This window comes from Alteromonas marina (genome assembly GCF_000808575.1).
GTDB classification, from domain to species: domain Bacteria; phylum Pseudomonadota; class Gammaproteobacteria; order Enterobacterales; family Alteromonadaceae; genus Alteromonas; species Alteromonas marina_A.
In genome coordinates this window covers 50,979-74,263 of sequence record NZ_JWLW01000005.1, presented here as the reverse complement: position 1 = coordinate 74,263, position 23,285 = coordinate 50,979, and the positions used below count along the sequence as shown (strand labels likewise).

Annotated in this window: 21 protein-coding genes and 1 pseudogene; 6 read left to right on the top strand and 16 right to left on the bottom strand. The window is 45.0% G+C overall.

The features are described 5' to 3' along the window. The first annotated feature begins 238 nt into the window (after nt 1–238). Both ettA and RJ41_RS03620 read left to right on the top strand, forming a co-directional pair. Nucleotides 239–1,906, top strand: a complete 1,668-nt coding sequence (gene ettA / locus RJ41_RS03625; RefSeq protein ID WP_039217028.1) for an energy-dependent translational throttle protein EttA — start codon at nt 239–241, stop codon at nt 1,904–1,906. 155 nt (nt 1,907–2,061) lie between these two features. Next, nucleotides 2,062–2,469 (top strand): PilZ domain-containing protein, encoded by a 408-nt coding sequence (locus tag RJ41_RS03620; protein WP_039217025.1) that lies wholly within the window; start codon nt 2,062–2,064, stop codon nt 2,467–2,469. 110 nt (nt 2,470–2,579) lie between these two features. Here RJ41_RS03620 and radA read toward each other — a convergent pair whose 3' ends face one another. Then, nucleotides 2,580–3,947, bottom strand: a complete 1,368-nt coding sequence (radA, locus tag RJ41_RS03615) for a DNA repair protein RadA (RefSeq protein ID WP_039217023.1) — start codon at nt 3,945–3,947, stop codon at nt 2,580–2,582. Nucleotides 3,948–4,136: 189 nt separating this feature from the next. Between radA and RJ41_RS03610 the strand changes: the two genes are divergently transcribed. Then, nucleotides 4,137–6,665: a PilZ domain-containing protein gene (locus RJ41_RS03610; RefSeq protein ID WP_039217021.1), complete on the top strand. Its 2,529-nt coding sequence runs from the start codon at nt 4,137–4,139 to the stop codon at nt 6,663–6,665. Nucleotides 6,666–6,829: 164 nt separating this feature from the next. Here the strand turns inward: RJ41_RS03610 and serB are convergent, their stop codons facing one another. Further along, complete coding sequence (gene serB, locus RJ41_RS03605) at nt 6,830–7,813, bottom strand: phosphoserine phosphatase SerB (protein ID WP_039217128.1); 984 nt, start codon at nt 7,811–7,813, stop codon at nt 6,830–6,832. A 138-nt stretch (nt 7,814–7,951) separates the two neighbouring features. Here serB and RJ41_RS03600 point away from each other — a divergent pair, with 138 nt between their 5' ends. Next, nucleotides 7,952–8,647, top strand: a complete 696-nt coding sequence (locus tag RJ41_RS03600) for a hypothetical protein (RefSeq protein ID WP_039217018.1) — start codon at nt 7,952–7,954, stop codon at nt 8,645–8,647. A 17-nt stretch (nt 8,648–8,664) separates the two neighbouring features. Here the strand turns inward: RJ41_RS03600 and RJ41_RS03595 are convergent, their stop codons facing one another. From RJ41_RS03595 to rpoE, 11 genes and pseudogenes are all read right to left on the bottom strand, one after another. Beyond that, entirely contained in the window at nt 8,665–9,486 is an 822-nt protein-coding gene (locus RJ41_RS03595; protein ID WP_039217016.1) for a TatD family hydrolase, read from the bottom strand. A gap of 115 nt (nt 9,487–9,601) precedes the next feature. Next, nucleotides 9,602–10,240, bottom strand: coding sequence for a pyridoxamine 5'-phosphate oxidase (gene pdxH, locus RJ41_RS03590; protein WP_039217013.1), 639 nt, complete (start codon nt 10,238–10,240; stop codon nt 9,602–9,604). A 214-nt stretch (nt 10,241–10,454) separates the two neighbouring features. Next, nucleotides 10,455–11,366, bottom strand: coding sequence for a GTPase Era (era, locus tag RJ41_RS03585; RefSeq protein WP_014950102.1), 912 nt, complete (start codon nt 11,364–11,366; stop codon nt 10,455–10,457). Nucleotides 11,367–11,385: 19 nt separating this feature from the next. Continuing rightward, nucleotides 11,386–12,072: a ribonuclease III gene (gene rnc, locus RJ41_RS03580; protein ID WP_039217010.1), complete on the bottom strand. Its 687-nt coding sequence runs from the start codon at nt 12,070–12,072 to the stop codon at nt 11,386–11,388. Further along, the gene (gene lepB, locus RJ41_RS03575; protein ID WP_014950104.1) at nt 12,072–12,974 is read right to left on the bottom strand and encodes a signal peptidase I; all 903 of its coding nucleotides are present in this window, start codon (nt 12,972–12,974) and stop codon (nt 12,072–12,074) included. Before lepB ends, rnc begins: the two co-directional genes overlap by 1 nt. Continuing rightward, the gene (gene lepA / locus RJ41_RS03570; RefSeq protein ID WP_039217007.1) at nt 12,974–14,770 is read right to left on the bottom strand and encodes a translation elongation factor 4; all 1,797 of its coding nucleotides are present in this window, start codon (nt 14,768–14,770) and stop codon (nt 12,974–12,976) included. Before lepA ends, lepB begins: the two co-directional genes overlap by 1 nt. 202 nt (nt 14,771–14,972) lie before the next feature. Beyond that, nucleotides 14,973–15,071, bottom strand: a pseudogene (locus RJ41_RS19575) (pentapeptide repeat-containing protein); the annotation flags it as partial. A 67-nt stretch (nt 15,072–15,138) separates the two neighbouring features. After that, nucleotides 15,139–15,600 (bottom strand): SoxR reducing system RseC family protein, encoded by a 462-nt coding sequence (locus RJ41_RS03560; RefSeq protein WP_039217001.1) that lies wholly within the window; start codon nt 15,598–15,600, stop codon nt 15,139–15,141. 18 nt (nt 15,601–15,618) lie between these two features. Next, nucleotides 15,619–16,803: a MucB/RseB C-terminal domain-containing protein gene (locus RJ41_RS03555; RefSeq protein WP_039216999.1), complete on the bottom strand. Its 1,185-nt coding sequence runs from the start codon at nt 16,801–16,803 to the stop codon at nt 15,619–15,621. Nucleotides 16,804–16,927: 124 nt separating this feature from the next. After that, nucleotides 16,928–17,509, bottom strand: coding sequence for a sigma-E factor negative regulatory protein (locus RJ41_RS03550; protein ID WP_039216996.1), 582 nt, complete (start codon nt 17,507–17,509; stop codon nt 16,928–16,930). 99 nt (nt 17,510–17,608) lie between these two features. After that, nucleotides 17,609–18,187 carry an RNA polymerase sigma factor RpoE gene (gene rpoE / locus RJ41_RS03545; protein ID WP_012518957.1) on the bottom strand — a complete coding sequence of 193 codons (579 nt, stop codon included), beginning with the start codon at nt 18,185–18,187 and terminating at the stop codon, nt 17,609–17,611. Nucleotides 18,188–18,384: 197 nt separating this feature from the next. On the opposite strand from rpoE, the gene nadB reads away from it, so the two are divergent. Next, entirely contained in the window at nt 18,385–20,070 is a 1,686-nt protein-coding gene (gene nadB / locus RJ41_RS03540) for an L-aspartate oxidase (protein ID WP_052235389.1), read from the top strand. Nucleotides 20,071–20,335: 265 nt separating this feature from the next. Here nadB and RJ41_RS03535 read toward each other — a convergent pair whose 3' ends face one another. From RJ41_RS03535 to RJ41_RS03525, 3 genes are all read right to left on the bottom strand, one after another. After that, complete coding sequence (locus tag RJ41_RS03535; protein WP_039216990.1) at nt 20,336–21,208, bottom strand: MaoC family dehydratase; 873 nt, start codon at nt 21,206–21,208, stop codon at nt 20,336–20,338. Between the two features lie 13 nt (nt 21,209–21,221). After that, nucleotides 21,222–21,617, bottom strand: coding sequence for a hypothetical protein (locus RJ41_RS03530; protein WP_039216989.1), 396 nt, complete (start codon nt 21,615–21,617; stop codon nt 21,222–21,224). Nucleotides 21,618–21,738: 121 nt separating this feature from the next. Then, nucleotides 21,739–21,990 (bottom strand): FAD assembly factor SdhE, encoded by a 252-nt coding sequence (locus RJ41_RS03525; protein ID WP_014950112.1) that lies wholly within the window; start codon nt 21,988–21,990, stop codon nt 21,739–21,741. Nucleotides 21,991–22,177: 187 nt separating this feature from the next. On the opposite strand from RJ41_RS03525, the gene ygfZ reads away from it, so the two are divergent. Beyond that, nucleotides 22,178–23,224: a CAF17-like 4Fe-4S cluster assembly/insertion protein YgfZ gene (gene ygfZ / locus RJ41_RS03520; protein WP_039216986.1), complete on the top strand. Its 1,047-nt coding sequence runs from the start codon at nt 22,178–22,180 to the stop codon at nt 23,222–23,224. Nucleotides 23,225–23,285: the final 61 nt, after the last annotated feature.

Sequence of the window (23,285 nt, the reverse complement as noted above, 5' to 3'; positions counted from 1 at the left end):
ATTGCTGTTTGCTAGTTCACCCTAAAGCCCATGTTTACTCATGCTTATAAAAACAAGTCTACCTTAAATCAACTCGCCAACCGATGCATAAATCGATCTTTTTGGCATGAGTGATTAAAATATCGCCAAGCACAAATACACTAAGCGTAAGTAACTGGCATAAACTACCCTGTTACGAGTAGAATACGCCCAATTAGGACTTTATTATTTTTCACCGCTTTTTCAGCGAGGATAGAGCATGGCGCAATACGTTTACAGTATGCATCGCGTGGGCAAAATCGTCCCACCTAATAGACACATTCTAAAAAATATCTCACTTAGCTTTTTCCCAGGCGCCAAAATTGGTGTGCTAGGTCTAAACGGTGCAGGTAAATCAACCTTACTTCGCATTATGGCTGGCGTAGATACCGATATTGAAGGTGAAGCGCGCCCTCAACCGGGCTTAAAAGTGGGCTACCTTCCTCAGGAGCCTCAGCTTGATGAAACAAAAGATGTTCGCGGCAATATCGAAGAAGCCGTTGCTGACGTTAAACACGCATTGACTCGCCTTGATGAAGTGTACGCAGCCTATGCAGAAGCGGATGCTGATTTTGACGCCCTTGCAAAAGAGCAAGGTGAGCTTGAAGCCATTATTCAAGCCAAAGACGGTCACAACCTAGAAAATGCCTTAGAGCGTGCCGCTGATGCACTTCGCCTTCCAGCGTGGGATGCGGACGTTAGCAAACTATCAGGTGGTGAACGCCGTCGCGTGGCGCTGTGTCGTCTGCTTCTAGAGAAGCCTGAAATGTTGCTTCTAGACGAACCCACTAACCACCTAGACGCAGAATCAGTCGCATGGCTAGAGCGCTTCCTTCACGATTATGAAGGCACCGTGGTCGCTATTACCCACGATAGATACTTCCTTGATAACGTTGCAGGTTGGATTTTAGAACTAGACCGTGGTGAAGGTATTCCATGGGAAGGTAACTACTCTTCATGGTTGGAACAGAAAGAAAATCGACTTGAGCAAGAAGAGCGTACCGAAACGGCGCGTATGAAGAGCATGAAACAGGAACTTGAGTGGGTACGCTCAAACCCGAAAGGTCGTCATGCAAAAAGTAAAGCTCGTATGGCCCGCTTTGAAGAACTATCTACCAGCGATTACCAAAAGCGTAATGAAACCAATGAGCTTTTCATTCCACCAGGTGAACGCTTAGGTGACAAGGTTATTGAAGTAAGCAACCTTAAAAAGTCGTATGGCGATCGCGTACTTATCGACGACTTAACGTTTAAAGTACCAAAGGGTGCCATTGTAGGTATCATTGGCCCTAACGGCGCGGGTAAATCAACCTTGTTCAGAATGCTTACCGGTGCAGAACAACCTGATTCAGGCACCATCGATTTAGGTGAAACCGTTCAAATTGCTGCGGTAGAACAGTTCCGCGACCACATGAACGAAAACAACACCGTGTGGAAAGAAATTTCTGACGAGCAAGACATTATTCGCATTGGCAACTTTGAAATTAACAGCCGCGCCTATTGTAGCCGCTTTAACTTTAAAGGCACCGACCAGCAGAAGTTCATCAAAGACTTGTCAGGCGGTGAGCGTAACCGTGTTCACCTTGCGAAGCTGCTTAAGGCAGGCGGTAACGTATTGCTACTGGATGAGCCAACCAACGACCTAGACGTAGAAACACTTCGCGCCTTGGAAAACGCGTTGTTGGAGTTCCCAGGCTGTGCCATGGTTATCTCGCACGACCGTTGGTTCCTAGACCGTGTAGCAACACACATTATGGATTACCGCGATGAAGGTAACATCAACTTCTTCGAAGGCAACTACTCAGACTACGAAAGCTGGTTGAAGCAAGAGTTTGGACAAGATGTGGTTGAACCGCATCGCCTTAAATATAAGCGTATGTCTAAATAACTCGGTACCAGAGATATTATAGAGTGTAATAACTCTGAGCCGACACCAAAAGCCGCTATCAATGATAGCGGCTTTTTTATTTGTTCGCTTTTCATTGCGAACCCACGCAAATTGGCCAATACTGAGGTCGTAGACAAACATTAGGTATTTGAGTAATGACAGATAAGCGCCAATTCCAACGGGTATCTCTGAACGTAAATGGCAAACTGGCACACAATGACGTTAGTATTGATGTGGTAGTTAGCGACGTATCGCTTCAAGGCATTAAACTTCAAGCTACCGAAACGGCGTTGTCACACTTACCTTTTGACAGTCACGACCCTTACACTGCTACCTTCAAAGCAAATGAGGACAGTCCTTTAATAACCCTTTCTATTTCGCAGTTGTATCGTCATGCCGACAGTAGGAAAGAACGGGTCTCATTAGGCTGTAAAGTTGAGCGAATGGATGTAGACAGCATTAGCGCCCTTCGTCGTTTAATTACTTTAAACAGCGAAGACGCCAGTATTGAAGAGAAAGACCTGAATGCATTAGTTAATGCGGTTTATCAGGCGCCACATTAACTTTTAAAAAAAACGCGTTTCACTCGTTTAATACAGGAAAGGCCCATTCAATAGGCCTTTCACTCTAACAGGCACCGTCAACACTTTACGTAAATGTTGAGCCTTTCACATTACTCAAGCGCGTCTAACGCCTCAGATAAGCGCGCTACCGGTACCACTTTCATGCCATTTATGGCTTGCTTAGGCGCGTTGGCTTTTGGCACGATCGCCCGCTTAAAACCATGTTTCGCCGCCTCGATAATGCGTTCCGTTCCATTAGGAACCGGGCGAATCTCGCCGGCTAGCCCGACTTCGCCGAATACAATCAAATCTCTAGGCAGCGAGCGATTTCTAAAGCTTGAAATCATGGCCAATAATAAGGCTAAGTCTGCACTGGTCTCTGATACTCTTACACCGCCTACCACGTTGACAAAAACGTCTTGATCATTCATTTGCACATTGCCATGTCGATGCAAAACCGCGAGCAGCATAGACAAACGGTTCTGATCCAACCCTACAGCGATTCGCCTTGGGTTCGACATCTGCGAATAGTCTACCAACGCCTGTATTTCTACTAGTAACGGGCGGGTACCCTCCCAGATAACCATAACGCTAGACCCTGGCGTTTCATTGTCACCTCGACTCAAGAATATGGCTGATGGGTTACTTACCTCTTTAAGGCCTTTTTCTGTCATGGCAAACACGCCGAGCTCATTTACCGCACCAAAGCGGTTTTTATGACTTCGAAGCGTACGGTAGCGACCATCACTTTCTCCTTCCAGCATCATAGAGCTATCGATACAGTGCTCAAGAACTTTCGGACCTGCCAAGTTACCGTCTTTTGTTACATGGCCAACAATGAACATGGCAATATGATTTTGTTTGGCAAAGCGCGTCAAATACGCTGCACTTTCTCGTACTTGCGACACACTGCCTGGCGCAGACTGCACATCTGACACGTGCATTACTTGAATAGAGTCGATAACCATAATTTTAGGCTTTTTCGAGAGCGCTAAATCGCAGATAGTTTCCACGTTTGTTTCCGCTAGCATCATCAGCTTGTCGTCAGGTAGATTTAAGCGCTTCGCTCGCATAGCCACTTGCTGAAGCGACTCTTCCCCTGTCACATATAATGCGGTTTCGCTTTTTGCCATTTGGCACATCACTTGAAGCAAGAGCGTACTTTTACCTGCACCTGGCGAACCACCGATTAGCATAGCTGCCCCAGGGACTATTCCCCCCCCTAACACTCTATCGAGCTCTTTAAATGTTGACGAGAATCGCGGTAGTGATTCGAGATCTATTGCATTTAACGTCTCAATTCTGGCTGCGGTTTGCCCTGCATAGCCTGACGTGGTTTGGCGTGCGACACTTTTGGCACTTGCAACCACAAACTCACTTATCGTATTCCACGCTTTACACTCCGAACATTGACCTTGCCAGCGAGGGAACTCTGCACCGCAGTCAGAACACACATAAGCAGTTTTACGTTTTGCCATATTCCAGTTTTATCCATTGCTTAAAAAGAGTATTCTAACACTTAACAACGGTGAATTAAGCACAAACCTAAGGTCAGTTCTCCTCCAGAAAAACGGTACAAAAGTATAACGACTTTACGGGTTAATGAGTTTTACTGATTTGCCGATAACAACTAAAACAATGATACTAAACAACAAAGTTGCGCATTCATGAGTCAAGATTTAAAGCAATACGCTGACATTATTGAACAGCTAAAGCCTATGGTTAATGAGCCTGAATTTAATCAGGTATTGCTTCAGACTGCATCTGATGTGCCGAAAGAAAAGCGCTTCCTCATCAAAATGGAAGTAAAGCGTTTAGCCAAACCTTGCATGCGTACCATAGATTTGCGCGGCCATGTTGACGGAAAGTGCAAAAAGTATGTGCACGAAGGTAGAAGCCACTACATGGATGACGTGGCTGTTGACAAGTTTGAAGAGCAGTTGAGGGTATTTGGTCGATATACTTATGGCGTTTACGAGGCAGTACAAAATACCGAAAACAACTTTCGCCTAATGCGTGAAAAAGAGCTTGCTCAAGAGCGCGCAGATAAAGAAAACCCCGAAGTTAAAAAACGTTCAGCAGTTTTAGAGCAATTTAAAGTTCCCATTGTAAACCTTCTCGACTATAGACAGCGCAACACTGAACGCATGAACTTCGCTGTGGCGGTAGAATTATTTAATAGCGCCAATCAATCAATGCGTGGGTCAAGCGTAGATATTTCTCTTGAAGGCCTGCAGATAAAGTTATCAAAAGACTCTTTTTTTGAAAAAGGCGAGACCCTTTTCATCTACTTCAGAGGGCTTGAAAGCGAATTTGCCATGGATAAAAAAAATGGCATTGCTTACAAACTAGTGAAAATCATTACAAAGAATGACGTTAACTACTTAGCCCTACAGCGCGACAAGACTCACCCAAACCCGGCATTCGACAAGTTCTTAGAAACCTTCATACACGGCAATAAACGTCGTTATAAAGTGAACATGACGAATACCATTGAAGCGATAACCAGCAAGACCTGCGAGCAGTACTTTTCTCCTCGCAGCCCTACACTTCCAATATTCATTGATGTTGTTAACGAAACCTTGGTTCCACGCTATGCAATGGTAAATGAAGTTAACCGAGAAACCGTTCAATATTGGCAAGATGAAGAAGACAACTGTCGCTTGAATTTCTTACTTACGCAAGAAAGACTCGCGCGTTTACTCAACAAGTCGGATGAAGTAAGAGAGATTTTTGTTTTTAGTTTTACGCACCTGCATAGCGATAAGGTTTATTTTTATTCCGCCGCTTATGAGGAACTTCAGCAAAAAGAAATATTGTCACGTGTGTTCCTAGGTTTTGGCTCAAGAAAGGCCAGCTGGCGGGTATTTAAAATAACGCTAACAGAAATGGAGCCAGAACAAGCGCACATTCCACTCTCTATTCCAGACTCTGTTGGCCACAAAGTAAAAAAACTCAATACACCGCCCTCTGCGCGATTGATGTCTAAGTTAAAAAACCTTCGCTATCTTGCTCATGTAACTGACGTGACCTCGGTAACAGGGCAAGAAACCTATAACGAGCTTAAGTTTAATCGAGACAATCTTTCCCATTTAAGGATTTTTGGTCACCCCAGAAATCGTACAGCCTCCAATATTCATCTGGTTCGCTTTAAGTACGAAGAACAGCGCATAGAAAGCCGCTATCAGTTAAGAACACAGATTGAGGCAAGGTTTAATGGTGAGACGACGGTCCATCGAGGCATAAGCGAGGACATTTCAGTTCATGGCTTAGGCCTTCGAATTGAGCTTACAAAAGACTACAGCGGCAGTTTAGAGGGTAGAGTCGAAGTCGCGTTCCCTCGCCTTCAAGAGATAGCAAACGCTTTTGATGTTATGCATCTTCAATACGATATCATCTATCATAATGTAGAGAAAAAAATCCTTCACCTGAAAACCGCGACCGGCGATGAAGGTAAAAGCGCACGTAATTTCTTTGAAGAATTAATAAAAAAGAATAAAGGCAACCTAAAGGTCGATAACGATGAAGAAGAGGTTCCTGGCATTGGGCAAGCGCTTCGCTGCATAAACGCCAGAAACGCGACTTCTCTATCTTTTTTGATGAGCAAAGAAGGTGTGCGATACACGCCCCAGGCGTGCATTGTCGGGAAACAAGACGAAAGAATTACCACACTTACTACACAGTATGCAGAGCGTGGCAAGGTGAATTTGGAGTTTTTGTTCAGAGATAGAAAGCAAGATTCACCATTCGTTCAAAGCGGAATTAAAGCGGTCAAGCTTGAAAATATGCCTTTGCGACAAGAGCTCTTCATTTCATTTGATGCCTCTCAGAAAGAACCGCGAATGGCAATTATTCCGCGTTACTCGCATAAATTCGAAAGTAACGAGCAGCGCCGTGCGTTTATCAGAGAAGCCATGGTTCGGGGCCAGTTTGTTGCTATACACGTGATGCTAACCACCACGGGTAAGCCTGATCTAACCATGCTGCAAACAGAAATTAACTACGTTACCATGTACGCCATGCACAGAGCCCGCGAGTTAGAGAAAAAAATGTGGAGCATTGCTGCATGCTCTCATCTTATCGACGTGACCGATGAAGTTCTCATCAGATACGGTTTTACGATGGAAGACATCACAGCAAACAAAACCCTTAAAAGTACGGTTCAGCCTAGTATTACTGTAAACTCGCGCAGCTGAATATTGTTACTTCACCCGTATAATTTGGGGCCAAGTACAATATAAACGCGAGAGTACATCGCGTATAGCGTAGAGCTGCCGCGTTGATGCTAGCTGAAAACGAGTGAACGCCAGCTTGGTTCACCTCGAAAAGCTAGCGTTTATCTATCACTGACCTTGATCAGTTATTTATCTAAGAAGTACAGTAGGCTGTGCAAACTACCCACGCGTATTGCCACATCTGCTTTTTCGTTAACTAAAGGCTTTCCGTGGCACGCCACGCCTAAGGCAGACTCGGCCATCATGACTAGGTCGTTGGCGCCATCGCCCATAGCCACAGTTTGAGTAGATGGTATTTGCCACTTTTCTGCAAGTTCTCTTACGGTACGGGCTTTTACGTCTGCATTGATAATTTCACCAACCACCTTACCCGTTAAACACTCATCATATACCGCTAGCGTATTGGAAATCGCATAGTCAAGGCCTAGCCTCTCTTTTAAGTGATCAGCAAAAAACGTGAAGCCTCCAGATGCAATAGCCAACTTCCAATCATGCTTTTTCAAGTGACTAAGCAGTACTTGAATACCAGGCATTATTGGAATGCTGTCACGTATTTGATTGAGGTGATTGATAGGCACGCCTTCTAAGCATGCTACTCTGTGCGTTAAGCTATCGTTAAATGCTATTTCGCCGCGCATGGCTTTCGCTGTAACTTCGGCAACCTGCTCACCAACCCCAGCTAGTTTTGCTATCTCATCAATACATTCGATGGCAATCACGGTACTATCCATATCCATGACCAGTAGCCCAGGCGTAGACAAGGACGGTCGAGAAGCTTGAAGGCCGACATCGAGGTTGAATGCTTTACTTACATCACTAAGTAGCGGTTTAATCTCTTCAAGGTCTGCGTTAACCAGATTTCCCCTAACTTCAACAACGTCGTCACCCATCTGCTGATGCAAATGATGAAACGCGGCGCTCAGCGGTGTGAATACATCTCTAAGCTTTTCACATACACCTTTCAATAAATAAGGTGTGACGGCTTGACCGATTACAGTCAGCGTATGCGAACAAGAGTGCTCATTGTGCTCATTATTGACAATGTTTGACAGCGAGGAAGCTAGATGAATTTGGTCATTACTAATATTAATGGTAAAGGTGTCTTTCATAACGCACACAGAAACTGCGGTGGTTGGCAAATGATGCACTAATGCTAACCAATTAGGCTAACTAATAAAATATCCTCTTTAAAATTATTTAGATTTCACCTACTGTTAGGCAACTCATGGCATTTATGGAATTACGCATTGGTAGACGTGCTTAGCAAAGCCCAATCACAAGTAAAAAGCAGCTCCCACTCTTTGTATACGGCATTGAAAAGGCTTTTTCATACCTTAGTAGTGAGTACGGTATTTGCGCTGGTGGTTGTGTTAATACTTTTGTTACAGCAGTACCAAAATGACTGGCTGACAGTTCAAACCCGCTTTTCTGGAGAAAGCATTGCCAGACAATATGCAAAACTTCTTCAGCCCGCATTCATAGCAGATCAGCTCACCAGTGAAGGCCTTGAAATCGATGCTGGCACGGCGTTATTAAACAATATTGCCAGAAGGGATTACATTGAGAGTGTCGCTGCTATTTTGATAAACGAACCACACATTCTTGCGTTGTCCGTGTTTGATAAAGACGGAAGATATATTGCCCCTTTGCCCCAAATTGAGAGCGTGGTGTCGATGAGTCAGTCGCAAAGTGTAACGCCGCTAACTTATGTTGGCGTTATCACTGATGATAATGAAAATTTACTAGGTTATGTGAATATTCACATGAACACGCAGGCTGTCCTCGAGAGTCCACTGACATTGCGCTACCAGCTTGCTCTTATTGCGTGTATTCTCGTCTTTTTAGCGCTCATGCTAGGTATTTACCTAACCCGGGCCTTTTATAAATCTCGCCCATGGTTTATTCAGGTAATTGAATCAAAAAGAAATAAAGAGAAGCGCTAGATAGCTAGTTTGGACGTCTATGCTTCGCTTCCAGCATCAATATTGAATAGTCGAGTGTAGTTCACTGTAGTGGTGGAGACTATTTCTTTAAGTGGCACCCCATAGCAGTCGCGTATAACGTCAACGACATCTGATAAATAACGAGGTTCGTTTGCTTCTCCTTGTCTACCGCACATGGGCATATCAGGGGCATCCGTTTCTAAAAGCAATTTATCAAAATGGTGTTCTAACAAAAACCCAAGGGTGTTTCGTGTTTTTTGAGCACGCTCATAGGTGATCGTACCGCCTATACCTAGGTAAAACCCTCGCTCAATATACCCTTTGGCCGCTTCAATACTTCCTGAAAAAGCATGCACAACCCCCACTCCCTGATAGTTGGCTAGCTTCAGCGCTTCAACGAGCAAATGATGACTTTTTCTGTGATGTAAAATTACGGGTAACGATACTTTATCAGCAAGTTTCAAATGGTTGTGTAGCGCTTCCTTTTGAAGCGCTAACGGCACGCTTATATGCCCATCGATACCTGTTTCCCCCAAGGCTTTTACCGAATGGTGCAAGTTAGCCGTAGCGGCTTCAAGTTGACGAAGACTCTCCTTGAGTGTTTGCTCTGGCTTTTCAAGCTCACTGCAAGTTAAAAAATAAGGATGGAGCCCAAGCGCAGTATCAATCGATAAAAGGCTCTCATAGCGTTCACTGAGTGCTTGTAACGCCTGCCAAGATTCGGGGTTAATACTAGGCGCCATGATGCGCGTAAGCCCTGCGGCTTTGGCGCTTTCTAATGCAACTCTAAGATCTTTTTTTTGTGCAAGTAAGTCGAGATGGCAATGACTATCAATCACGGCTTAGATGCCTCCTTGTTACCTATCTCGCCGCACGCTATCTACAAGCTCAATAGTTAAACGGGCTCACATTCTAGAGAAGTGCTTTAGCGGGAACGAAAGGTGAACTTATTCCCTACGGCATTAGGCGCTGTGTTACCCACGCGCCATCTTCAGTTTTGTTGTATTCAAAGCGGTCATGTAGCCTATCTTCTCCACCTTGCCAAAACTCAATTTGATGTGGCACGATCCTGAAACCGCCCCAAAAATCCGGCACGGGAAGCTCTTTGTTAGCAAACTTATCTTTTAACTGCTTAAACTGGGTCAGTAGAAGCTCCCTGCTGCCAATAGGTTTGCTTTGTTTTGACGCATACGCTGCTAGCTGACTGTCTTTCGGTCGCGAAAAGAAATAGGCGGCATTCTCAGAAACAGAAAGCTTTTCAACGCTGCCACATACGCGAACTTGGCGCTCCATAAAAAACCATGGAAAGTGGCACGACACTTTAGGGTTTACCGCTAACTCTTGTGCCTTACGGCTGCCTAAGTTAGTGAAAAACACAAAGCCCTTTTCACTGACATCTTTTAACAAAACGATACGCTGAGAAGGTTGGCCGCTGGCATCGACGGTGGCAACCGTCATAGCAGTAGGATCAGGAATTCCGGCGTCAATGGCATCTTTTAACCATTTATCGAATAAAGTAAACGGATTTGAAGTTATATCTGACTCACTCAAACTGCCCTTTGAGTACTGCCTGCGCATATCTGAAATTGCCATATACCGCTCCTAAAAAGAAGTTGTTGTGCCTGCTAGTGATGTTGAAACCGAGTAAGTAAACAGCCGTGTCAATGCTCACATAAGCACTTCTAACTGAGGTAGTTGCCCACAAGCCATACGGCTACGCCACTTGGTGAGGATGCTAACTCACTATCTTTGCTAATATAACGCCAGTTAAAGCTAACTAGCGTTATAAAGATAATATAGGCGTGAACTAGAAGTTACTGTCGTCACCGTAACCTAGAGAGCGCAGAGCACGTTCATCGTCTGCCCAGCCTTGTTTCACTTTCACCCAAAGTTCTAGAAATACTTTGTTGTCGAACAAGTTTTCCATATCTTTACGCGCTTGCTCACCAATGGTTTTCAAATGCTTTCCGCCTTTACCGATGATCATGCGTTTTTGGGTTTCACGCTCTACCAAAATCAGACCGCTGATACGATAAACACCGTTGTCTGCCATTTTGAATTGCTCAATTTCCACAGTAGTAGAGTAAGGCAGTTCATCGCCGGTGAAGCGCATAAGCTTTTCGCGAATGATTTCAGCAGCCATAAAACGGCTTGAGCGGTCAGTGATGTAATCTTCTGGGAAGAAAAACTCACTTTTAGGTAGCGACTTGGCCACCAACTCTCTAATTTCGTCAACCATTCGGCCCTGTTTAGCACTGATAGGGATCATGTGCTCAAACGGGTGCTTTTCGCCAAGCTTTTTAAGGTGAACCATAAAGTTTTCTTTATCTTCAACCTTATCCATCTTGTTTACGATGAGATAGCAAGGAAGGTTTGCTTGTTTAACCTTACTTAATACCATTTCATCTTCGGCGTTGAATCGGTCGCCCTCTACAACAAAAAGCACAAGGCCAACTTCAGCCAAAGAGCTTGATGCCGCGCGGTTCATATAGCGGTTGATCGCGCGCTTTTCGTCTTGGTGAAGCCCTGGGGTATCGACGTAAATCGCTTGATAATCACCGTCGGTGTCTATACCAAGAATGCGGTGGCGAGTAGTTTGCGGTTTACGCGAAGTAATACTTACCTTTTGCCCTAGCAAGCGGTTAAGCAAGGTCGATTTACCCACATTAGGGCGGCCTACTATGGCAACTAGGCCACAGCGAGTTTGAATATCAGGCATTTCAGGCAAATTCGATTCATCATGCGTTGCCATCAAGCTTCTCCAATGTTAAACGAGCAGCTTCTTGTTCTGCTTTTCGGCGGCTATTGCCAGACGCCACTACGGCTTCTGGTAAGCTTTCTACCTTGCAGCTAACTTCAAATGTTTGTGCGTGATCTTTCCCTGAAATAGACAACACCTCATAGGTTGGCAGCGCTTGTTTACGACCTTGTAAAAACTCTTGAAGACGTGTTTTGCTGTCTTTAGGGTGGGCATTAGGGTCTAGTTTGTTTATGCGGGTTTCCCATAAACGGTCTATAACGCCTCGTACCTCGTCCATACCGGAATCAAGGTAAATAGCCCCTAAAATAGCTTCAACGGCATCGGCTAAAATCGAACTTCTGCGATGACCACCACTTTTGAGCTCACCGGGCCCTAAGTTTAGCAGTTCACCCACACTGGCTTCCTTTGCAAGTTCTGCCAGTGTGTCTCCTTTAACCAAAGTAGAGCGCATGCGGGTAAGCTTGCCTTCTGGCACAGTTGGGAATCGCTTAAACAGCGTTTCCCCAACAATCATGCCTAAAATAGCGTCACCCAAAAATTCAAGTCGCTCGTTGTGCTGCTTGGCCGCACTACGATGAGTAAGCGCTTGTTCCAATAAAGCTTCATTGGTAAATGTGTAGCCTATCGCCTTGTACAGACGACGATATTTATCAATTCCCTGCATTAATGAATGCCACCTGCTCGCTCAAATCGAACACCTGTTGGTACCCACGTTGGAAGGAAGTCTGACGGGCTGCGCTCAAATTCAAATGAAATCCAAATCGCCACCGCTTTTCCAACCAAGTTTGCATCTGGCACAAAACCCCAGAAACGGCTGTCGCGGCTGTTGTCTCGGTTATCGCCTAGCACGAAATACTGACCTTCTGGCACAATCCACTCATTGCTACGCGTTCCAGGCTGGGTATAAAAATTAACTGGCGAAATCTCGCGTACTGGGTGGCGCAAAATGTCATGCTCTACTGTGCCTAAATCTTCGGTGTAACGCATAAGCTGCGCCATGTCCTGTACGAACTCACCACGCTCTTGGAACGTCAGCGGTACGGCTTTCAATTTAGGACAGTTGTTGCCAGTCTCACACTTCGGTTTGATATAAACCTGTTTATTTTGATAAACCACAGTATCGCCCGGTAAACCAATCACGCGCTTAATATAGTCTATTGAAGGCTCTTCAGGGTACTTGAAAACCACCACATCACCACGCTCTGGTACGCCAGTTTCAATAAGCTTACTTCTGAAAACTGGGTCTTTCACGCCATAGGCAAACTTTTCAACCAAAATGAAATCACCCACTAACAGGGTGGGCATCATTGAGCCTGAAGGAATTTGAAATGGCTCATATAAAAACGAACGCAATACCAATACGAAAGCAATAACAGGAAAAATCTGTTGTGAAGTATCAACAAGGTACGGCAGTTGAGGATCTTCTCCGTAGCCCGCCCCTTCTGCGGTTGCCGCAGCCTGTAAACGTGCTTTTCGCTTTGGTGCAAACACTAGGCTATCCACTAGCCAGATTAATCCTGTTATTAAGGTGAGTGCCACCAAAATCAAGGAGAAGTAATTCGCCATTATTTGCCCACCTTTAATACTGCAAGGAACGCATCTTGTGGCAATTCAACATTACCCACTTGCTTCATTCGCTTTTTACCTTCTTTCTGCTTTTGAAGTAGTTTCTTCTTACGGCTTACGTCACCGCCGTAACACTTCGCGATTACGTTTTTACGTAGCTGTTTAACTGTACTTCTTGCAACAATATGGTTACCAATAGCCGCCTGAATAGCGATATCGAACATTTGTCGTGGAATAAGCTCGCGAAGCTTTTCGACCAGCTCACGACCACGGCCTTGAGAGTTTTCTCTGTGCGTAATTACCGCTAACGCGTCTACACGTTCACCGTTAATTAGAATATCAACACGCACCATGTCTGATGTCTGGAAACGCTTAAAGTTGTAATCAAGCGATGCAAAACCACGGCTGGTCGATTTCAAACGGTCGAAGAAATCGAGCACCACTTCTGCCATTGGCAGCTCATAAGTTACCGCAACTTGCTTACCGTGGTATGTCATGTTGGTTTGCATACCGCGCTTCTCAACACAAAGCGTAATTACGTTGCCTAGGTATTCTTGTGGCACAAGAATGTTGGCTTCAACCATAGGCTCACGAATTTCTGCAATATCGTTTACCGGAGGTAGCTTAGCCGGGCTATCTACGGTAAGGATTTCGCCCTTGGTTGTTTCTACTTCGTAAATTACCGTTGGCGCAGTAGTGATAAGACCCAAGTCATACTCACGCTCTAAACGCTCTTGAATGATTTCCATGTGTAGCATGCCAAGGAAACCAATACGAAATCCAAAACCTAGCGCGGCGGAGCTTTCTGGCTCATAAAACAGTGAAGCGTCATTCAGGCTTAGTTTCGCCAGGGCGTCACGGAAGTCTTCGTAGTCATCAGAGCTTATTGGAAAAATACCGGCATAAACCTGAGGTTTAACCTTTTTAAAGCCCGGAAGCATTGCGTCAGCTGGCTCACGTGCCAAGGTAATGGTGTCGCCCACAGGCGCGCCTTGGATATCTTTAATTCCTGCGATGATAAAGCCTACTTCGCCAGCTTTTAATGTGCCTGTATCGAGTGGCTTGGGCGTAAATACACCAATTTTGTCAACCTGATGCGTTTGACCATTTGACATAATTTGAATTTTGTCTTTCTTGGTCAACTCGCCTTCGACAATACGAACCAGTGAAACAACGCCTTGGTAGTTGTCGAACCAAGAATCGATGATCAGCGCTTTAAGTGGCGCTTCGCGGTCACCTTCTGGCGGCGGGATTTTATTTACAATGACTTCAAGTACATCTTCAATACCGATACCGGTTTTTGCTGAGCAGCGCACAGCGTCCAGTGCATCGATACCAACAATATCTTCAATTTCTTCTGCAACGCGGTCTGGCTCGGCCTGAGGCAGGTCGATTTTATTTAGTACAGGCACTACTTCCATATCCATCTCGATGGCGGTATAGCAGTTTGCCAATGTCTGTGCTTCTACGCCCTGACCTGCATCAACAACCAAAAGCGCACCTTCACAGGCAGCAAGAGAACGAGATACTTCGTAGGTAAAGTCAACGTGTCCAGGAGTGTCGATGAAGTTAAGCTGATAAGTTTCGCCGTCGCGCGCTTCGTAGTTCAGCGTTACGCTTTGCGCTTTGATAGTAATACCGCGCTCTTTTTCTAGGTCCATTGAGTCGAGAACCTGTTCAGCCATTTCACGGTCTGTTAGCCCTCCACAATGCTGGATTAGACGGTCTGACAGCGTAGACTTACCGTGGTCAATGTGGGCGATAATACTGAAGTTACGAATGTGCGATTGTTGCATAATGCTGGAAATTACCTGCAGAAAAATTCATTAAACAAAAAAATGCTGCTTGCCTTGCTTCAAGGGTTATACGCAGCGCGTGCGGATTTTACCCATTTCTTGCACGAAAAGCGAATTGGCGTGGTGGAAAATTTATTACTTTCAAGAAACATAACGAATGGAAGTGGCAACCTGACGTGACTTCCTCGTCCTATCTCAAAACTTAGCTACATTGATGAGCGTGAGTTAACGCTATAATCTCGTGCAAAATGGCCTCGTATAAATTGGCCTCGTATAAATTGGCCTCGTATAAATTGGCCTCATATAAACCGGCCTTTTATAAAACAGTCCCGTATTAAAAAATGAGTAGCGTAAAGCCCTTCAAAAAATCAATGTTCTACTGCACTGTTGTCTTGTTGACCCAATAGCACAGGTTGATATTTTGTACGTTCTACACGACGCAACTTGTAAGCAATTAACTTATAGGTAAAGAAGGTTACTAATCCACTTGGCAGCATGGCCCATAACTCGTGAGTAAAGCCGTTACTACTAAGTAATGATATAGACACCGAATATGCCCCGATAAACGCAATGAGCGGTAGCAAATACAACCAAGCCGATGCACTTAAAATACCTGCTTCCGGTATACCTACAATCACTTCTTGGCCAACCCGCACAGGCATGGGAGTGCGCAGCGTCAACTGCTGCGTTTTCGGTGCAAGCGCACGAGAAATAACGCCGGTACCACAATCACTTTGTGCTTGGCAGGCGTTACAGGTCGACTTAATCGCTGCTTCTACGGTGACCGTATCGCCATTAACGGCAACTACGGTGGCGGTTTCTCTTATCATTGTTACTCAATCGCGCGGTTATTCACTTGCACTGCTGACGGGGCGTAAAGACGTAGCAATAGCGTTAGCGGTTTGCAAGGGTATTTCTCCCACCACTGTCACTTGCGCCTTGCCGTCTGTTAACGTTAAAAACGTACTTACTTCATTACGCAGCGCCAGCGTCTCACCTAACGCATCTTCCGCAGGCTGAACATACACAGATACGTCAACCAATCCATCTGAGAAAAGTTTATATTCTACAACCTGACCTGTTAAGGCCAGTCGTCTTGTATCTTGTTTTATTTCTCGCATGCCAGCCGGCAAATAGGTGACGTCCCATTTGTGTGCACGATTTGGCGTATTGCTTAGCGCCATGGGCGCGGGTAACGACGCCGAATTTATGCGTGAGAAATATTCTGCAGGCTCTGCAGATATCGCAAATGCCGTGACCTGAATTTGTTCTAATAGCGCCCCTTGCAAATCAAGCATGTTCAGTTTGAGCAACATGCCAGATGACTCATCCAGCCAAAGCTGGTAGCCAAATCGCGTATTATCTCGGCTGACTATTCGTATCTGCTGCGCTGAACGCCCTGCTACCCGAGCTCGGCCCACCGCTACAAACTCATAAGCTTCAGCTAGCTGTTCAGGGTGATAAAGTAGCGCACTAGGAATAGGCCCGTTAATGTGCTTCGAGCGCAAACTATAGGGTTGTACATCTGGCTCAAATACACTCACCACATCGTTCACACGAATGAGCTCGCGGCCTGGTCCATTTTGAAGATTTAACTGCTCTAATTCAGAGCCATCTTCCATTATCCCGTGGCGCCACAAATAAGGAACGGTTTCCTTCCCTGCAATAGTTTGCACAAAAGACACTTGGAAATTGGCATTGGTTATAATGTTTTGAAGTTCAGCTAGCCACTGGTTGGCCGATTGAGGCTCGCGCGCGAGAGAAGCAGATGCATTTTGCTCGCTTCGATTTTGTTCAAGTTGCTCTTGAATCAAGTCTTCTTGCACTGCTTCCTCTTGATCAGCTTCATCTAGTCGGCCAGCCCTTGTGTTTGATTCTGAGCTAGCGTCTAATTCAACGTCGCCATCATTCACGTTTTCGACTGGAGCAATAGGAGCTTTCGTTTCTTCGCTCAGCGAAGCAGTTTGGGCAACAGTGGGCTGAATAGCCGTGCCCGAAATGAAAAAAAGTGCAAGGATAGAACTACAGCGCATTTTTTCCCGCCTTAAAACAAACATACCAGCAGTATATGCTGGTATGATTAAAATATGAAATGTATGTCAGTCACAATTCACTTGCGAAAGCACATTCCAACTAATGTTGACTGGCTGCGATAACTTATGGGCGCTTTGGTCCACTTGTTTCGCTTTCACCCTCGTCCTCTTGCGCTTGCTTAAGCTTTATTTGCTGCTCATGATCAGCAATCAATGCATTAATTTTGCGCTTTTTCTCAAGCATTTCATTCATGTCGTTACGCGGTAACGTTCTGGTTTGTTCCAAACTCACTGGAGACAATCCACCTTGAGGAGCAATCGTTGGCGCTGTCATAAATGGCTCGGTAGGCGCTTCTTGATTGGTGTATTGAACACCAAAGATAACTGCCACTGCCACCGATGCGGCTACTGCAAACTGGCCTGACTGCTTCGCAAAAGGAACGACATTGCCAATCAATGGCATCGACTTCCAGCGCGAGCGTTTAGGTGCAACTATCGCTGGCTCGTTTTCAAGCGCAGCAGCTACGCTTGCGGTGATGTCCAACTGTGGGGCAACACTTGCTTCTTTACGCATTGCACCGCGATATACATGGTAACGTTGCCATTTGGCTTGAAGCGCTTCATCGTGCTTAATTGCATCGATAATGTCATTGCCTTCTATCTCACCATCCATGAATGCGGACAATTTTTCTTGCTGTTGCGTCATATATTCATTTCCAGATCAAAGTGATCGTTAACTACCCTAACACAGCTGTTAGTCATCGTGGAAAAAAGAAAGTTCATCTTTTTTTGATTTTATTTCTTTTTAATTTTCTAACAACGGTTGAATAACTTTATCAATCGCCTCGCGAGCCCTAAAAATACGGGATCTCACCGTACCCACAGGACACGACATTACATTCGCGATTTCTTCATAGCTCAACCCTTCAATTTCGCGCAGCGTAATCGCCATGCGTAAATCGTCCGGCAGCTTCTCAACTACCTTAAACAGAGTTTCTTCGATTTCCTCAGATAACAAGCTTCGCTCAGGTGTTGATTGCTCTTTTAAAGCATCGCTACCTTCGTAAAAGTCAGCTTCATCAGCATCGACATCGCTTGCAGGCGGTTTACGCCCCTGAGATACAAGATAGTTTTTGGCGCTGTTTACCGCAATCCGATACAACCAAGTGTAAAATGCACTGTCGCCGCGAAAATTAGGTAAGGCACGATATGCTTTAATAAACGCTTCTTGCGTTACATCAGCAACGTCACCGGTATTTTTTACATAGCGAGAAACAAGGTGCATTACTTTGTGTTGATAACGAGTTACCAATAAGTTGAACGCATTTTTATCGCCACGCTGTACTTTTTCGACCAGTTGTTGGTCGGTTATCTGCTCGCTCATTCGAGCCATTACTCCCTACTTCAACTACACCATAGCTCTAACAAGCATGTGTGTAGACGCGTTCTTTTTACAAAAGTTCTGTAAAAGCATTAAATATTTTAAAAAATGCTTAAGTCAGAGGGCAAGAATGATTGTGTTTTGCTACTCATCCTTTAGACTTGCCGAACCTTTGCTCGTTTGAATTGATATAAAAATACATGAAATCTGTATCGTCTTCACTAACTTCCACATCAAATGCAATAGAACATCGTTGTGACGTATTGATTATTGGGAGTGGCGCAGCAGGATTGAGCTTAGCGCTTAAGCTTGCTGACCATTGTCAGGTTATTGTACTTAGTAAAAGTGACCGCAATGAGGGCTCTACCCGCTATGCACAAGGTGGTATTGCCGCAGTATTCGATGAACAAGACTCTATAGACGCACACGTAAAAGATACGCTTGCCGCAGGCGCAGGGCTATGCGAAGAGCCTGCTGTAAGATTTACCGCAGAACGAGCAAAGGCGTCACTTGAGTGGCTTATCGGCTACGGTGTGCCGTTTGATACAGAGAAAAGTGAATCTGGTGAGGAACGCTTTCACCTTACCCGCGAGGGAGGACACAGTCATCGTCGCATTCTTCACGCCGCCGACGCCACAGGCGAAGCGCTTCAAATTACGTTAAATGACGCAGTATCGACTCACCCAAACATTCACGTGTTTGAGCGTTATAACGCTATAGACCTTATTCCGTCAAAAGAAGAAAAGAACAGCGTGGTGGGTGCCTATGTTTGGAATAGGCAACAAGAGCACGTTGAAGTAATTCGCTCTCCTTTCGTTGCATTGGCGACCGGCGGTGGCAGTAAGGTCTATCAGTATACATCGAACCCCGATGTGTCGAGCGGTGACGGCATTGCCATGGCATGGCGCGCAGGCTGCCGTGTAGCAAACATGGAATTCAATCAGTTCCACCCTACTTGCTTATTCCACCCGCAGGCACGTAACTTTTTGATTACAGAAGCGCTGCGCGGCGAAGGTGCCAACCTCTGCCACGCCGACGGCACCCGCTTTATGCACAAATTCGATGAGCGTGGCGATCTCGCGCCGCGCGACGTCGTTGCCCGCGCAATCGACTATGAAATGAAGCGATTGGGCGCTGACTGCATGTATTTGGATATCAGTCATAAGCCCGCTGACTTTATTGTTAAGCACTTCCCTAATATTTATCGTAAGTGCCGCTCGCTTGGTATCGATATAACCCGTGAACCTATCCCTGTCGTGCCCGCGGCGCACTACAGCTGCGGCGGCGTAATGACCGACTTTAATGCCAAAACCGATCTGAATAACGTGTATGCAATCGGTGAAGTAGCTTACACAGGTCTACATGGTGCTAACCGTATGGCGTCTAACTCTTTACTTGAATGCGTGGTGTTTGCGAGCGCTGCAGCCGAAGATATTATAAAAAATCTTCCCAGTGCAGACTGTGAAGAGCCTATTGCGCCTTGGGATGAGAGCCAGGTTTCTAACTCGGATGAGGAAGTCATCATTCAACATAACTGGCATGAACTTAGGCTGTTCATGTGGGACTACGTGGGCATTGTGCGAACAGATAAGCGACTTGAACGTGCCATGCGTCGAATTAAGTTACTAGAGCAAGAGATTACTGAATATTACTCACACTTCAGAGTGAGTAATAACCTGCTAGAGCTTCGAAACCTGGTTACGGTTGCAGAACTCATAGTACGATGCGCGATGGAGCGAAAAGAAAGCAGAGGGTTACACTTTAATTTGGATCACCCTGAGCAAGTAAACAACCCGACGCCAACAGTTCTTATTCCAAAAAAACAACTCTCTGGTGCTGACGTTGGCTCGCTAATTACTCAAGACAGCTTCGCTGATGCCGACTAGTATAAAGATAATGGTCTATATCGGATTGAAGAAGAATTTGAGCATTCACGCAGTTTCATTTAGCGCGCTGTGTTAAATGAAACTGCGGAACATGGCCGCTAAACCAAAATGGATGAAGACCTAAAGTTCTAATTAGCGCTCAATAGAAAGCATCAAATAAAAAGAGAGCTAAAATCGCATGCTCTCTTTTCACTATTCAGTAAACATCAATCTCAACTAATTGACTGCTTTTACCTTACCTTTTCAAGCCTAATTAAACGTCAAGCTAAGCCTGATTAAACGCTAGACTAGCGGATAAGTGCACAAGGCTGTCATTACTATCGGTAACGTCTATAAGCACACTATTATCTGTTTTACAGTGTTGTTGAATGTGAATGTCACAAGGCAAAAACACGGGCTTTCTAAAGCGGCAGTTTACTTCTTTTACGCTCATAGACTGTCTAGAGTCTTGATGACTTACAAACGCCGACACAGCGCGTGACAATGTCCACATGCCGTGTGCTATAGGCTGTTTAAACCCAAATACTTTGGCAGATATTGCAGACAAGTGAATAGGGTTATAGTCACCAGAAAGCTTTGCATAGCGGCGACCTGTATTAGCCGAAGCACCAATTTCACCGATGAGCGCCCTATTCTCTAGTTCACAATCGTCATGAAAGTCATTTTTAGCACCCAGTGGCGCAACATGAACGGCTTTAACCTTCACTAAGTAACTACTTACCGCCCTGTAAACCAGGTTCCCTGCCTGCAGCGCTTCTAACATCACATCCACTTCCCAACCTCGGTTATGCGGTCTCACTTCGTGAAAGCGCACCCGACATTCAAAGGGTTCGCTTAAGTCGCAATGGTCTATTACCGATACTTTGTTAGCGGCGTGGATAAGGCCAAGCAAAGGAAATGGGCTTTGTTTGTCCAGCAAGCACTGCATTTGCAATGGTAAGGAAAGCATTTGTAAATAAAGTGGATGGGCATGCTCATTTGCCGGCCAGTCAACTTCCTGACAAAAAGAAGCGTAGTGCACATTGTCGACATTGAGCGTTTTGGTATAGATGCGCTGAGGCAACGTAGGCGGTTTAAACTGCATAAGCTGCCTGGCGTCAACGCGTTTAAATAACGCTTTTATATACTCACGAAACATCTTTTAAATTCCTTTAAGGCATTGCTTTTCGGGCCAAGATAATGGCTCTAGCCAACCGGCGATAGTCTGCTTCGCAGCACTCACCTTTTAAGATCCAAGCGAGATGGCAATGATCTTTTTCAAACCATCTGCGTTTTTGGCGCGGCACATTGATACACAGCCCCCAAGTAAAAAGCTGGGAAGAATGATGAATGTTCATTGATGTGCCGTCGACCTGAGCATCAACTAACACGCTCCCCTTTGGCGTACTTTGCAAATCCAGTGGGAGCGTGCTGTCGTTAACAACCCGGATAATACCATCGCTGGTCAATGAGATAGCGTATTGGGTAGCAGAAACTTTGTTACTAAACGCGTCATAAAGACGCCAGAAAATAACTAACGTAGTTGCAACAGCAACAAGCGCTATCAATTTTGAGAAGCACAGCCAAGACCACAAGTATTGAGGAAAGCTGCACAATGCTGCGAAAAGACAAACAGCAACGCATACTTCCCCAAATAACCTTCTAAACCTATTGTGTGTAATGCAAATTCTATACTTTGACACGGTTGACGATAGTCGCCACCATGGCGGCTAGTTCAGGGTCTTCGCACTTCTGGTGTCCCATGATCCATGCAAACAAATCAGGGTCATCACTGGTAAGTAAACGTTCAAATGTTTCTTGATCTTCATAACTTAAAGAATCGAAGGCTTCTTCCACAAAAGGAAGTAAAAGTACGTCTAATTCTAGCATGCCTCTGCGACACGCCCACTTTAATCGCGCTAATCTTTTTGGTTCAAACATATGTCTTTCATACCGTTTTTTATTCGCTAACAATAATACCATGCCCTATGCGTGGGGATCACTGCTCTTTTGGTCAGATAGGCAAACTAAATAGAACTTAATCTGCGCACATTCCCATGTATTGCCCTTGAATATTGATGGTTTTACCATACCTTGAGTACATACAGCGAATTTTACAGTGGTGAATATGACATCTATCGCATCATTACAAAGTCTTCCAAGTGAATTTGTGGTCGAGCTTTCAAATGCCATGATAATTTCTTTGGAAGGAGAACAGGCCGACAGTTACCTGCAAGGGCAAATTACGGTCAACATTAATAAGCTAGACGAAAATACTGCCAGACACTTCGCCCATTGTGATAATAAAGGCAAAACCTGGTCTACCGGGTACGTAACTCGTCATTTAAATAAATTATTGTTGGTTACCAATGAAGATGCGGGTAGCCATTCATTAGCGCAGCTTAATAAGTACGGTGTATTCTCTAAGGTTGATATTCTCGACGACACACAAACATACAGCGCTTACTTTATTTCGTTTGATGCGGTGAAAACTAACGAAGTAAAGGCAGCGTTAAGCCAGCTTTTCTCAGAAAACGACGTGGAACGCCTTCTAGAGAGCGATACTCCTGACAATGGCTCACTTGAAAAGGTCGAGAGCGAACACGGCGTTTCTTATGTTGCAAATACTAGCTGCAAAGGAATTATTGTTCTTTTAGATGAAAATGGCGCAAAGCAAATAAATTCGTTAATAGAAACGCATACCCTTTCTTGCTATCCCCAAACCGTGTTTGACGCTATACAAATTCAAAGCGTACACGCTTCAGTGCAAGGCGACGCAGTGGCGGAATACGTGCCCCAGATGATTAATGTGCAGGCGCTCAACGGTATCGACTTTGATAAAGGCTGCTATATGGGGCAAGAGGTGGTTGCGCGAACCCGCTTCTTAGGTAAAAACAAACGCGCCGCCTACAGCTTTAAGCTTGAAGGTAACCTAGATATTAAACCTGGCGATGCATTAGAAAAGCAGTTGGGTGAAAATTGGCGTATAGCAGGCAAAATACTCAATGTAGCGTTGCTTGATGATGAAACCTGGTTTATTGCCGTGTTAAACAACGACACCACCAGTGAAGATTTGCATAGATTGGCTGAAAATAACGCCATTACCTGTTACCCTAATGCTTTGCCGTACAGTATTGAGCAGAAAGCTAGCAATATTGTGAAAAAACGTCGATAAGCAGTGTTTACTGCATTACATTTATTGCCCTGAACTCTGAAAGGGCCAAGATAGGATTTGT